The sequence below is a fragment of the Acidimicrobiales bacterium genome, from assembly GCA_035540975.1.
Taxonomy (GTDB): domain Bacteria; phylum Actinomycetota; class Acidimicrobiia; order Acidimicrobiales.
In genome coordinates this window covers 10,790-26,547 of sequence record DATLFN010000058.1, presented here as the reverse complement: position 1 = coordinate 26,547, position 15,758 = coordinate 10,790, and the positions used below count along the sequence as shown (strand labels likewise).

1 protein-coding gene (cut by a window edge) is annotated in these 15,758 nt (G+C 71.1%); it reads left to right on the top strand.

What is annotated here, in order from left to right:
* Positions 1 to 15,758 carry the final stretch of a Calx-beta domain-containing protein gene (locus VM242_07230; protein ID HVM04945.1) on the top strand. 22,036 nt of this gene lie to the left of the window's left edge, so the window shows 15,758 of its 37,794 coding nt (coding positions 22,037–37,794); its start codon lies off the left edge, out of view; it ends in the stop codon at positions 15,756 to 15,758.

Here is a 15,758-nt window from a genome sequence, read left to right as displayed (position 1 = left end):
GCGGCTACGTCGACACCGCCCACAACTTCCAGCTCAACGACCCCGTGACGTACCGGGCGTTCGCTACCCACACGTTCAACAGCCAGGTCGTCGATCTGATGATGGCCAGCTCCACGAAGCCCCAGGTGACCAACAACGCCCTGGTCTACGACAACAACCAGAACACGATCTTCCTGGGCACCAACTTCAACAACGACGGCGACGCCCAGACCGGGCACAACTTCAACACCGGCGACCGGATCTTCTACCAGGTGACCAACGGGTCGCCCCTGGGCGGGCTCTCCAACAACACCTTCTACTGGGTCCGCCGGGTCGACGGGTTCCGTATCCAGCTGGCCACGACGAAGTGCGGCGCCACCGGCCTGGACGCCGACTGCCCGGGCAGCGGCGACCCCGGTCCCAGCGTTATCGCCATCAGCGGCGACCGCTCGGCGGCCGGCGTGAAGGCCGTCCACAAGCTGTACAAGGAGAACGACGCCCCCCTGTCGGGCCTCACCGACGGCGCCGTCTACTTCGCGATCCCGGTGAGCGCGACGCGGTTCCGGCTGTCCGACACCTTCGGCGGCTCGGCCATCTCGTTCAGCAACGGCGGCCGCACCGGCGGGCCCCACCAGTTCAAGGTCGAGGGCGTCAACATCACGTCGCCGGGCAACAGCATCCAGCACCTGGTGTTCGACCTCGCCTCCCTCGGCACCGGCACCCACGCGCTCGAGGGCGTGGGCGGCAGCGGCGTGCTGGCCGGGGCGCCGTCGGGCGACCAGACGGCCACCGCCTCCTCGTCGGGCTCGAGCGGCGGCGCCATCGACATCGCCAACGCCAACGCCAGCGCAACGGCCGATACGACGGTGTCCAACACCATCGGCGCCAACGCCGTCATCACGGCGACCACCATCAACGTCACCATCGACAACCGGGCCCTGGCCGGCGCCAACACCACCAACAGCGGCGGCGGCCTGGTGTCGGTCGGCGACGCCAACGCCACGGCGACGGCCAACACCACCACCACGCTCACGATCAACTCGGGCGCCCAGCTCACGGCCACGACCATCAACGTCAACGCCGGCGCCACCCACGACGCCACCGCCACCTCGGCGGGCGGCGCCGGCGGCCTCGGGGCCGGCGTGGACACCACCGCCACGGTCAACCTCAAGCACACGACCAAGACGATCGTGAACGGCACGCTCACCGCCAAGGACACGATCAACGTGGGCGCGACCGCCAGCCTCGACGCCGAAGCAGACGCCGAGAGCGACGGCGGCGGCCTGGGCGTCGACAGCGAGGCGACCGCCAAGGTCCACATCGATGCCAACTCCCTCACCTGGTCCGAGATCGGTGGCTCGGCCCGCCTGCTGGCCGACTTCGTCAACCTCGACGCCCGGGTCACCCGCGTCCACCTGCGGGCCACGGCCGACTCCGACGCCGACGCCTTCGCCGCCGACTCCGACGCCGATGCCGAGATCAACGTGGGCGGCGACACCAGGGTCTGGCTGAGGCCTGCCAACTCCACCACGGAGATCCAGATCACCGGGAACGAGCGGATCGACATCGAGGCCGTCTACGACGACATCGACGTCGACGCCAGCTCCGACGCCTCCTGCGACTGCGCCTTCGGCGACGCCGACGCGACGACGAACCTGACGCTCACCACCCAGGCCCGGGTCTCCGGGGACAACGACTCCAGGCTGAAGACGGCGTACCTCTTCGTGGCCGCGCACCAGTTCGTCACCCGGTACGACGCCCACCGCAACCCGCACGGGGGCGCGTTCGTCAGCCACGACCCGCATGGCGACAGCGACCCCCGCGAGCCCCTCCGGCGCATCTACTGGGAGTCCACCGTCTACTTCCTGGGCGAGCCGAACCCGCTCCTGATCGTCGACCAGACCGGCAAGATCACGTCCAAGACGAGCAACGTCTACGTGCGGGCCTACAACCCGGCGACCAACACCTACTCGGGTCTCCTCGATGTGGGCGACACCATCCTGAGCGGGCAGTGGATCGTCGTCGGCGACCTGATCTACGACCGCAGCGGCTTCGCCCGGTTCGAGGCCAACGACATCACCGGGCCCGACTCGGTGATCTACGGCAACGCCGGCGAGTTCTACGTCCAGGACACCTGGGACGGCGTGACCATCCTCAACTACTCGGACCGCAAGCTGGTCACGAACGACATCGACGTCACCAGCAGCGCCAACGACCCGCTCATCGAGATCGCCGTCCAGGTCCTTCCCGATCCCACCGATCCCACCGGTCACGCCTCCATCGCCGAGACGATCGACCCCTACTCGGCCGGCTCCACCTTCGAGTTCGACCTCATCCACGCCGTGCCCATGACCGGCGTGCAGATCCGCAACCTGCACCCGGCCGGCACCACGGTGGGCCGTTCCGACATCGTGCTCGACGGGGCCATCGAGAACCCGATCGGGACCACCATCATCGAGAACGTCCGCGGCGACATCCTCTCCGACAACGACCTCGACCTGGAGGGGATCGAGAGCACCGGCGTGGACGCCAACCTGGTGGCCATCTTCGCCATCCCGGGCAGCGACACCGACGTGGAGCTGGTCCGCACCAACGTCCTGGAGATCGACGCCGGCACGGGCAGCATCGGGCGCCAGACGGGGCCGCGCGTGCCGGTGGCGGTCGAGCTCATCCGGTTCAACTACCTCGACGCCGCCCTGCGCGACTTCGAGATCCGGGCCAAGGCGGCCGGCGACGTGGTGCTCGACCTCACCGCGGTGCGGCGGGACAACACCACGTTCGGCGACCCCTTCACGGTCCGGATCGACACCATCGCGGCCGGCCAGGACGTGGATGTGGTCATCCACGACAGCGTGGAGGGCAACCAGCTCGGCACGGTGCTGGACACGACGGTCAACGTCTACCCGGCGCCGTTCCCGCTGAGCACCACGCTCCGGGTCCCGCCCAGCGGCACCTACGTCCAGCACTTCTGGCCCGATCCCGACCCGGCCGCCCAGCAGCCGCCCACCCTCATCCACGTCCTGCGGGCCTTCGGCACCGACCGGAACCTGGTCGACAGCCACTACGTCTTCGGCGACAACGGCAGCACCTACGGCGACCTGCGGGCCGGCGACGACATCCACGTCCGCCACGACGAGACCGGCACGGTTCTCGACATCACCGCCTTCACCGACGTGGCCTCCACCCTGCTGCCCTACACCCCGCTCACCGAGGCCGCAGACGACGGCCTGCCGGCCAACGTCTCCCAGATCTTCCTGCGCACCAACGGCTTCATCGTCGACAACGAGCTGTACGGCGACCTCACCGCCGGCCACGTCCACTCCACCGGCGACGACGTCACCCTCTTCTCGCCCCGCCGGATCGTCGACGCCGACGGCCAGCCCACCATCGACGTCACCGGCGTCAACATCACCATGGTGGCCGGCTCCCTGGTGGATGCCGACGGCGTCACCCTGCCCGACGTGGGCCGCGGCCTGGTGGGTGGCATCGGCCTCGCCGCCGACTTCCTGGAGACCAATGTCGACGTGCTGAACGGCAAGACCGGCGCCGTCGTCGCCCTCGACGTGCAGGCGCCTTCCACCACCGGCATCTACCTCGACGAGCTCATCGGCGACCTCCGGGTCGATCTGGTGCAGACCCGGGCCGACGTCTCCCTGCGCACGGTCGGCGGCTCCATCCTCGACCGGGAGCAGGGCGTCGACACGGGTGAGGACGACGCCGACGTGATCGGCCAGGAGATCGACCTCGACGCCAACGGCGCGGGCGCCGACATCGGCGACACCGACGGGACGAACGACCTCGACATCGACTCCTCGTGCGCCGTCAGCCCGAGCTGCGGCACCGGCGACGTGGCCCTGGAGGCCACCGACGGCATCTACCTCACCGAGACCGACGCGACGCTGCGCCTGGCCCTGGCCCACACCTACGACGGCGACATCCGTCTGACGGTGCGGGAGACCACGCCCGACCTCGACGAGGACCTGGTGCTCCTCGGCTGCACCGTGGCCTCGTCGTGCTCGGCCCGCTTCGCCGAGAGCGGCACCCGGCTCCCGGGCAACGACCCCGACGCCCCCCGCCTCATCACCCGGGCCCGCATCTTCGCCGAGAAGGGCTCAGTGCTCCTGCGGGTGGGCGACGACGTCGACCTGCACCAGAACAGCGAGGTCCTGGCCGCCCGCGGCATCGACATCTACATCGACGCGGCCAGCGCCGCCCACGACCCGCTGACCGATCTCGACGAGCACTTCGGCGCCACCGCCGTGCTGCGGGGCCGCATCATCGCCGACTGCGTGCTGACCACGGGCGACCCCATGGGTTCGTGCCAGCCGTCCACGGTGAACCCGGTGACGGGCCAGACCACCAACATCTGGGGCCACACCGACGCCGACACCTTCCAGTTCGGCGACACCGGCGGCGACCCGGCCCTGGCCGGCGGCGGCCTGGAGACCCACGGCGCCAGCGGCTACGTGTTCATCGGCTCGAAGACCGACGTCCACGGCAGCCAGGACCTCGACTCCGCCGGCGACGACGGCGAGGACCGCTTCCTCGTCTACTTCCTCCAGACGGCCGACGTGAAGGGCTCGCCCGCCTACCCGAACGGCGCCGGCCATGCCCTGACCCTCGACGGCCAGGCCGACACCGACTTCTACGAGATCTGGACCACCGGCAGCCAGGGCCCGGACCGCAACTACGTGATCAACGTGCTCGACACCGGCGCACCCGACGACGGCGTCGACGAGCTGGCCATGTACGGGAGGAACTCGACGCTCAACGGCAACGACCCGTCGCAGCTGCCCATGGTGACCAAGTACCCGACGGACGACGTCTTCCTGCTGCGCCGGGTGACCTGCATCGACACCGAGAGCCCGTACGCCCTGGACGCCGCCTACGGCTGCACCTCACCCACGGCGGCGGACGCCGACCGGCCCGGGTTCGTCGTCCTGCTCCACGGCCCGCTGGAGGAGCACCGCTTCGACGGGCCGAGCGACGTCGACGCCCCCAACCCCTTCGTCCAGCGGGTCAACTACGACACGGGCCTGAACGGGCGCCTCAGCGTGTTCGGCCGCGGCGGCAACGACGCCTTCTTCTCCGACGACACGAGCGTGATCGTCACCCTCGACGGCGGCGCCGGCTTCGACACCTTCCAGATCGGCCAGATCTTCGGCACCAAGCGGGACAACCCGATCGGCGTCCTGGTGCCGAACGACACGTTCCCCGAGCTCATCCCGACCACCCGAGGCTGGCTCAGCCCCGGCATCTCGGCCCCGATGGTCGTCCAGGGCGGAACCGGCAACGACGAGTTCACCGTGTACTCGAACCAGGCCGAGCTACGCCTGGAGGGCGACGACGACAACGACCTGTTCGTGGTGCGGGCCTTCGCCATCGCCGCCGTGTGCGACACCGACACCGACGGCGACGGGGTGTGCGGCCTCTCCGACGTCACCCTCGAGGCCGACCTGGTCACCGGCCGCTTCCCGCTGGTGAACGGCTCCAAGACGGTGAACGGGGTTCCCACGCCGGCCTGTATCAACGGCGACGGCACCTTCCGGCTCGACAACAACGGCGACGGCACCTGCAACAACGCCGACGCCGACCTCGCCTCCAAGCCGTGGCAGGCCGAGGTCATCCCGCTGGACGCCGACAACGTGGCCCGGCCCGTGATCGGCAGCGGCTTCTCCACCGACCGCCCGCTCGACATCCGCACCGGCGGCGGCGAGGACGAGGTCCAGTACAACGTCAACGCTCCGGTCTCGGTCGACGGCGGCACCGGCATCGACAAGCTGATCGTCCTCGGCACCGAGTTCGCCGACGACATCGTGATCACCCAGTCGGGGATCTTCGGCGCCGGCCTCAACGTGCGCTACGCCAACCTGGAGATCGTCGAGGTCGACGGCCTGGAGGGCGACGACGAGTTCTTCGTGCAGTCCACCGCCTTCGGCGTGGCCTACCGGGTGATCGGCGGCCTGGGCAGCGACACCATCAACGTCACCGGCGACATCACCGAGGACATCATCACCCGCGAGCTCGAGGGCATCAGCGGCGCCGTCGACCACTGGGTCACCTCCGGCGACCCGGGCTACGACGGCCTGCCCACCGACGGCATCGAGACCAACGTGTCGGTCCCGGCGGTGGGCGCCATCATCGTCGAGGAGACCGGCTCGGGCACCACGGTCCGGGAGAACGGCCCGGCCCCGACCTTCGGCGGTTCCTCGCCCACGGCCGACGTGTACTCGGTGCGCATCAACGCCCTGGCCGCGGCGGCCATGGCCGGCCCCGTCCACGTCACCGTCTCGGCCGCCCGTTCGCCCCAGGAGGAGGCCGACGACCTCCTCGTCAACCCGTTCCCGCTCACCGGCGGCCCCGGCGACACCCTGTGGCTGTGCACGTCGAGCACCCTCGGGGGCACCGGCTGCGACGAGCTGGACGAGTTCCGGCGCTTCGCGTGGATCGACGGCCAGTTCGTCGACGTCGACCAGCGGGCCCTGGTGCTCACCTTCGCCCCGGGCGACACGGCGCCGCAGTACGTCTACGTGTACGCCGTCGACGACACCCGCTCCGAGGGCGACCGGGTGGTCGTGGTCCAGCACAGCGTCATCGCCCCGGACGACCCCGAGCTGGACGCCTACCTCGTCCGCAACGTCGAGGTGACCCTGCGCGACAACGACACGCCGGGGATCTACGTCACCGAGATCACCCCCGGCTCCTGCTCGCTGCCCTCCGGGTGTGAGGAGGACCGCCGCACCATCGTGATCGAGCCGGGCACGTTCAACGGCAACTACACCGGCTTGGACGACGAGATCCTGGTCGAGCTGGCCAAGGAGGTCCCGGCCGGGGAGACCGTGGTGGTCGAGATCGTGCTGGACGCCGCCGGCGCCCAGGCCGCCCGCCTGTCGTCCACCGACCCCCGGTTCTCCATCGTCGGCGGCGTGGCCCGCATCACCTTCGACTCGACCAACTGGAACGTCCCGGTCCTCGTCAAGGTGCAGGCAGGCGACGACTTCCGGGCCGAGGACCCGCAGATCGCCGCCCTCGCCTTCGTGCGCCACGCCTCCACCACCGACGCCGGCTACATCTTCCCGAACCTGCGCTCCGGCACCGGGCTGCTCGACGTCGAGGTGATCGACGACGACACGCCGGGCGTGGTCCCGATCGAGAGCGGCACCGGCACGCTGATCGAGCTGGGCGGCGCCGACGACGACTACACGATCCGCCTCACCCAGCGGCCCACGGCGGACGTGAACGTGGCCGTGCTCACCGACGGGACCACCGACGTCACGAAGATCGACGGCGTCGCCGTCACCCTCAGCGAGATCGGCCGCTATGTGCCGGCCCGGCTGTTCCTGGGCTTCCTGACGGTGAGCGGCAACACCATCACCCGGGCCAACGGCAGCGACCTCGGCACCTTCATGGAGGAGGGCTTCAAGGTCGGCCAGCTCATCCGGCTCAACTACGGCGCCAGCACCTACGACCGCACCATCGGGGCCATCAGCGCCGACGGGAAGTCGATGACGGTCGACGGTGCCCCGCTGGCCGCCGCCGCCGGCGTGGCCGACGCCACCATCAGCCGCCTCACCCGCCTCGGTCGCTGGGAGGGCCCGGGCGCCACTGCCGCCCGGGTGGCGAACGACGACAGCGTGGACGTCTACCGCTTCACCCGCCCGGTCTCCGGCGTCGACTCGACCGAGCCGGGCTGGCTGTCCGACGGCTTCCTGGAGGGCCAGCGGGTGCGGGTGTGCGCCCTCGACGCCAATGGCGTGCGGACGGCGTGCAAGGACTTCAAGATCGCCGTCATCCGGGGCGTCAACAAGACCCGCGACAACGTCCTGGAGTTCACCGCCGAGGGCGGCGTGGACGCCGCCTGGGAGACGGCGGTCGACGGCGCCGCCCGCGTACTCGTCGTGCGCCTGGGCGCCGTCGTCACCTTCACGCCGACCGACTGGTACGAGCAGCGCACGGTCACCCTGCACGCCGACCCGTTCTACGAGGTGCCGATCACCCGCCAGGGCGTCAAGGTCTTCCCGGTCTCGACCCACCTGGTGTCGAAGCTGCGGGGCCCGCTGTCGGTCGAGGGCGGCGTCACGGGCGCCGACCGCTCGCTCAAGAACGGGATCAAGCTGCCGGGCGAGGCCGACGGCCCCCTGTTCAACGTCGGCGCCCAGCCGCCCGAGAGCCAGCAGATCGACGTGCTCAACATCTTCAACGACTCCAGCCAGCAGGACCTGTACGGCGTGATGACGTCCACCACGCTGAAGGGCCTGGGCACGGCGGGCGACCTGGCGTTCGGCAACGCCGCCACCGACACGTTCGGCGACCCGCCCACCTTCCCCGGCGGCATCAGCTTCGGGAACATCGCCCTGGTCGACGGCAAGTTCCGGACCGACGGGGCCAAGAGCACCATCGAGGTCGTCAACCTCCTGGGCGGCAAGGGCAACGACACCATCGACGTCCAGGGCACCCTCGACCCGGCCTCCCCCGTGTCGATGACCGGCACCATCGCCATCACCGGCGGCGCCACCGGCGGCAGCCTCACCAAGGCCGGCTTCGACTGGAAGGCCCAGGGCTTCCTGGTCGGCCAGCTGGTGACGATCTCCGGCGTCGCCGGCCAGTGGGCGGTCACCGGGTTCTCCCAGGACCGCACCACCATGCTCATCGGGAACGGGCCAGCCCTGGCCGGCGTCGCCTCGATGGTCAAGACGGTCACCGGCACGGACAAGACGGTGCTGGCCGAGATCCCGGTCACGGTCGCCCACACTGCCATCGGGATCACCCTGACCCGGAGCAGCGGCTCGTGGATCGCCGACGGCTTCCTCGAGGGCCACCTCGTCCTGGTCGGCGGCACGGAGCCCGAGCGCTGGCGGGTCGTCGACCTCACGGCCACCACCATGGTCCTGCGGGGCAGCACCAGCGTGGCCGCCGGCACCTCGACCAGGAAGGTGTACGTGGCCGGCTTCCACGGCGGCCTCACCGTGATCCACGGCGGCGGCAACCGCCTGCTGAACATCGCCGGCTCCACCACCGCCGCCAACGGTGCCCCGTCCGGATCGCCGACGGGCACCACCTCCTCGCTCACCCGCAACGACGGCCTCGACTGGCGCGACGACGGCTACGCCGTGGGCCAGGTCGTCCAGGTCAGCGGAGAGACGGGCACCCGGACCATCCTCGGGTTGGGGAACTTCACCTGCCCCCCGCCGCCGCCGAACACCACCGGCTTCGGCTCGTGCGGCACGGGCAGCGTCATGTTCCTCGGCCCCACCACCGCTCCGGGCGAGGCGACGGCCGGTACCCTCACGCCGGGCACCGCCACCCGCACGGTCCACGTCTCCGACCCGAAGAAGGAGATCTTCACCGGTCCCACTCAGATCACCACGCACTCCGTGATCCGCACCGACGGCGGCAGCTTCGTGGCCGACGGCTTCAAGGTCGGCCAGATGGTGTGGATATCGGGCATCGCCGGCCCGTGGACGATCTCGGCGCTCACCCCGACGCAGATGACGCTGGCCGGCTCCGCCCTGACGCCGGCCACCTACGCCTCCCTCACCGTCTTCGGCTACGACCCGACGATCGACGGCGGCGGCGGCCCGCGGGTGGGCGGCGACACGCTCACCGCCTGCAACCCGGCGATCGCCACGCCGTGCGGCTCCGTCCTCGGCGGCCCCAACTCGCCGCTCGTGCTCTACGGCGACACGTCGCAGGACGGCGTGTGGTACTCGGGTCACAGCTTCGACGTGCTCGGCTACGAGTTCGGGCCCAAGCCGTTCGACCCGTTCCCCCGCCTGTCCGACGGCGACAACGAGGACGACGAGTGGATCTTCCCGCTGGCCGACCCGTACCCCTACGCCGGCCACGACGTCATCAACGCCTCGAACCTGTTCGCCACCGTGCCGTGCACCCTCGCCTCGTGCACCCTGCCCACCATCGGCGTCACCGCCTACGGCGGCGAGGGGAACGACACCATCACCGGCAGCCAGGCCGGCGACCACCTGGCCGGCGGCTCCGGCGACGACGTCATCCTCGGCCTGCGGGGCGTGGACCACGTGTACGGCGACTCGGGGATCAACGTCAACATCCTCGACCGGGCCCTGTACATCCCGGTGGCCAACGCCAGCCCGCTGCCCACCATCACCGGCGTCGGCTTCCAGAACAACGGCACGACCATCGAGCCCTCCCCGTCCCCGGTGGCCGACTCGCTGGACGCCGGCCGTGATCGGGTCGAGGGCAACGGGCCCGGCACCATCCTCGGCGGCCCGGAGCGGGTGTACATCGACGTGGTGTTCGGCGACCACGGCGTCGTGCTCATGGACGTCATCGACCCGAACCTGCCCGACCCCCGCCTCCAGCGGATCCAGACCACGCAGGCGGACCTGATCGTCGCCGTGTGCTCGGCCCGCTACCAGAACGGCGGCGACGACGTGATCTTCGGCGGCTCGGGGCCCGAGATCCTCATCGGCGGCGCCGGCCACGACATGATCGACGGCGGCGGGGCGGACGACCTGATCTTCGGCGACAACGTCAAGTGCCTGCTGAAGGACGACTTCTTCAGCCCGCGGTTCCAGACCCTCGCCGGCACCCTGCTCTACAGCCGCTCCGACCGGGCGCCCTTCCCGAGCGCCGATGCCAGCGGCCAGCTCCTCACCGACGGCACCGAGCGCCACTACCGCGATCCCGACGGGGCGCCCTGGTGGGCCGAGTACGAGATCGACTTCGCCGAGTTCCACACCTTCGCCATCGAGAACGGCACGGAGGCGGCGGGCAGCTTCGGCAACGACTACATCGCCGGCGGCCCGGCCCACGACATGATCTTCGGCCAGCTGGGCCACGACATCATCCAGGGCGACGGCAGCATCGCCTCGGCCTTCGCCGGTACGTCGCACGTGGGCGCCTCCCGCACGCCCGACGGCTGCGTGGGCACGGTGTGCGACGTGGTGGGCGACCTCGACCTGGTGCCGTCGTTCGAGGCCGTCACCGACGGCGAGGACTACATCGAGGGCAACGGCGGCAACGACGTCATCTTCGGCGGCCTGCGCCAGGACGACATCGTCGGCGGCAGCAGCGACTTCTTCAGCCTCGACGACGCCTACGCCGCCCTCCTCGGCGCCGCCCTGGGCACGAGCAAGGTGGGGGCGGCGGCCCAGCTCAGCGGCGGGGCGCTCCTGCGGCCGGACGGCGCCGACATCATCTTCGGCGGTGCGGGCACCCAGGCCGATCGCAACGACCAGGACCTCACGCTGGCTACCGTCGACGCCTCCCGCCACGCCCGCGACGCCGACACCATCGTGGGCGACAACGGCCGCATCATCCGCATCGTGGGCGTCAACGGCATCGACATCAACCCGACCGGCGACCCGTCGCTGCCCGCCTACGTCACCTTCAACTACGACAACTACGGGCCCGAGAAGATCGTGGTCCGCGGCGTGTACCTCCTCGACTACACCGTGGGCGGTCCTGACTACGACCCGTCGGCCTTCGGCCTCGCCGCCCCGGGCGCCGGCCCGTGCAGCACCGCCGGCTCCGAAACCATGAGCACCTGCTCGAACGTGCTCGCCCTCCAGGACCCGGCCGGCCGCAACAGCTGGCTGCGGGACATCGGCGGCAACGACGAGATCCACGGCGAGGCGGGCGACGACACCGGGTACGGCGGCGTGGGCCACGACGTGCTGTTCGGCGACGCCGACGACGACGACCTCGTCGGCGGCTGGGGCGCCGACTGGTTCTCGGGCGGCACCGGCTCGGACGGCATCCTGGGCGACGACGGCCGCATCCTCACCAGCCGCAACACCGGGTGCACCCAGGCCAACAACCAGCCCGACTGCTGGACCACCCAGCTCTCGGAGCCCCTCTACGGCGTGTACCGGTTCCGCATCGGCGATCCCGACACACGGGTGACCGACGGCTACGTGCTCGACGAGCTCATCTACACGCCGGGCCACATCCAGGAGGCCACCATCAACGTGGGCGGCGCCCTGGCCAAGGCCTTCGACATCACGCCGTTCAACCACACGCCCACCGGGGCGGCCGACGACTCGCTGTTCGACGCCAACAACTCCGACGACGTGATCTTCGGCGGCCTCGGCGGCGACTTCCTGCACGGCGGCTCGGGCGACGACGCCATGTCCGGCGCCGAGGCCATGGACGCCAACTACACCCAACGCCTCGACGGCGCCGGCGTCATCCGCTCGGACTGGACCCGCCCGTACAACCGGGGCAACGCCCTCGACTTCGGCGCCGACAACGACGCCTGGCACACCAGCAACCAGAACGAGGACCGCGTCGGCGAGTTCGCCCTCTACGACGAGTACGACCCGCGCCGGGCCATCGCCCTGAACGACAACGGCACGGCGGCGAAGAACACCTCGGGCTGGAACTGGTTCCTCAACTGGAGCACCACCGAGGGGCCGCTGGTGAACGGGTGCGTGCTGTTCTCGCCCAACGGCGCCTGCCTGGCCATGAACTCGGTGGCCACCGACGGCGACGACGTCATCTTCGGCGACCTGGGCAACGACTGGATCGTGGGCGGCACCGGCAAGGACACGCTGTGGGGCGGCTGGGGCAACGACCTGCTCAACGCCGACGACGTGGTCGCCTGGGCCGACGACCCGAACTACCCGGACCCGAAGCACCCGAAGAAGATCCAGCCCAGCCCGAACGACACGCCGGACACCCATCCGAGCTACGAGGACCGGGCGGTGGGCGGCGCCGGCCTCGACGTCCTCATCGGCAACACCGGCGGCGACCGGCTCATCGACTGGATCGGCGAGTTCAACTCCTACATCGTCCCCTTCGCCCCCTTCGGCATCGCCACCGTCAGCCGCCAGGTGCCGCCCCAGCTGTTCGAGTTCCTCTACGAGCTGTCCCGCAGCCAGGGCGCCGACCCCACCCGCGCCGCCGACCAGACGGCCGACGACCCCGAGCTCATCGCCCGCCACGGCGAGCCCTACGGCGAGATCGGCCTCGTCATCCAGCAGGACCACGGGCTGTGGCAGGACCAGGCCGGCGGCCCGACCGACCCCCAGGCCGGGAACATCCCGGGCGGCCACCGCGACGTCCTGCGCTCGGCCGACTTCAACGACGGCACCTTCTCCTCCTTCGCCCCCGACAGCGGCACGTGGAGCGTCTCGGGCGGCACGCTCCAGGTGTCGTCGAACACGACCACGGGCGACGCGGTGGCGGTGTTCAACCACGACCAGTACCTGCCCGTGTACTACGAGATCCGGGCGTCGGTGAAGTCGGTGAAGCCCACCGGCGGCTTCAACGCCAACGCCTACGTGATCTTCGACTACTTCAGCCCCACCGACTTCAAGTTCGCCGGCATCAACATCTCGACCGACAAGTTCGAGATGGGCTACCGGGACGCCACCGGGTGGCACGTGGTGGCGCAGCAGCCGGTGCAGATCAAGCCCGACACCTACTACCAGATGCTCGTCGCCGTGAACGGCACGAACGTGACGGTCACCGTCGACGGCACGGCCTACTTCACGTACACCTTCCCCACCCGGACGCTGTTCGGCATGCCGGTCGGCCTCAACAAGGGCATGATCGGCATCGGCTCGAACGGGGCGCGGGGCACGTTCGACAACGTGGCGGTCCAGGTTCTGCCGCCGGCGACCACGCTGGACGCCGAGGAGACGTTCGACGGTGGCACGCTGGTGTTCGCCGCCAACCCCGACTGGGCGACGGTCTCGGGCCGCCTCGAGGGCACGGCGCCGGCCGGCGTGTCGGAGCTGGCCCTGGCCACGTACGGTACCGTCACCAATTTGGAGCCCAACGCCTTCCTGGAGCTCACCGCCGTCGTCCGCACCGGCGGGACCGGCGGCATCGTCTTCGACCAGTACGACGTCGACGACTTCAAGTTCGTGGTGCTGGACGTGCCGGGGCAGCAGGTCCTCATCGGGCACCACGCGCCCAACGGCGGGTGGACGATCGACAAGGTCACCCCGTGGGTGCTGGCGGCGGGCGCCGACCACACCGTGCAGCTCATGATCAAGGGCGCCTCGGTCAGCGTCGTGGTGAACGGGTCCTTCGCCGGCAGCCACGGCTACAACGCGGCGGTGGCCGACGGGCGCTTCGGCCTCCTCGCCCGCGGCGGGACGGCGTCGGCCGACCGCTGGCGCATTCGCACCAACGACCCGCAGTTCGAGGCCAGCCAGCCCCCGCCCCCGCCCCCGCCGCCCCCGCCGGTGACGCCGACGGTCACCGTCACGACCACCGACGACGTGGCCTCCGAGCTGGGCCAGGCCCCCGGCACCTACGAGCTGCGCCGCGACGGCGACCTGTCGGTGCTGCTCCAGGTGAACGTCGTCTGGAGCGGGACGGCCACGTTCGGCACCGACTACACGGTGTCCGCCGCCGGCGGCACGATCAGCGCCGACGGCCTGGTGGCGACGTTCTCGGCCGGCTCCACCACGATGACGCTCGTCGTCACGCCGAAGACCGACGCCACCGCCGAGCCCACCGAGACGGTGACCGTCACTCTCGGTCCGAGCACCCTGCCCGGCCCGAGCTACGTGGTGGGCACGCCGGCGGCGGCCTCGCTCAACCTGCTCGACAACCCGCCGCCGGCCACCCTCCCCGCCGTCAGCGTCGCCGACGCCACGGTGACCGAGGGGGACCGCAACACCAAGGACGTGACCATCACGGTCACTCTGTCGGCGGCGTCGACCTCGACGGTGACCGTCACGCTGTCGACCGCCGACGGCTCGGCCGTCGCGGCGTCGGACTACGGCGCCGTCACCAAGGTGCTCACCTTCGCCCCGGGCGTGACCAGCCTCACCTTCACCATCCCGGTCATCGGCGACCGGGTGAAGGAGGACACCGAGACGTTCTCCGTGAACGTCACGTCCTTCACCAACGCCACCGTGGGCGACGGCTCGGCCACCGTGACCATCCTCGACAACGAGCGGGCGCTGACGGCGGCGGAGCCGGCGGGGCCGGGGACGACGGCGCGCGTGCTGTCCGCGGCCGACGCCGAGCCGGTGCTGGCGCTGGCGGTGCAGGAGTGGGTGGCCGCCGGCGCCGACGCCGGGCTGCTCTCGGGCGTGCGGGTCGAGGTCGCCGACCTCCAGGCCGGCAAGGTGGCCGAGGTCATCGGGACGACCGTGCTGCTCGACGCCGACGCCGCCGGATGGGGGTGGCACCTCGACCCGTTGTCGCCCGTGCCCGCCGGCCGGATGGACCTCCTCAGCGTGCTCGTGCACGAGCTCGGCCACGTCCTCGGGTACGAGCACGACGACGGCCCAGCCGTGATGGCCGGCGAGCTGGCGCCCGGTACGCGGCTCGTGCTCCCCGGGCCCGTTGCCGCCGGTCCGGGGCCCGCGGGCGAGCTGCCGGCGCTCGCGCCGGTCCCGCTGGTCCCGGGCGGCGACCGCCCGATCGATGCGCGGCCCGCCGGAGGCCGTTCGACCGCCGGCCGGGACGCCCCCCGGTCGGTCGTCCCGCTGGTCGGCGGAGCTGCCGTCGGGGTCGCGACCGCGCCGGCGCCCCACGCCCCCACGGCCGGCGCGCGGAGCAGCCTGGTCGGCGCCGGGCGACGCCCGGCCCCGTCCGCCGGCCCGCCGACCCCCGTCGACGGAGGCGGCGCCGACGGGCGCTCGCCGCTCGACCGGGTCCGGGTGCCGTGGCGGGGCGGCGGGTGGTCCCGGGAAGCCCTCACGACCCGCGCCGGCTGCGGCGGGCCGACGCCGGCCCCCCTTTCCTCTGCGCCGTGCCCGACCCGCCCGACCGGGCTGTTCGGCGGCGACGCCCGGGCGGCCATGGTGGCCCGCCGGTTCCTCTTCGCGCCCTGA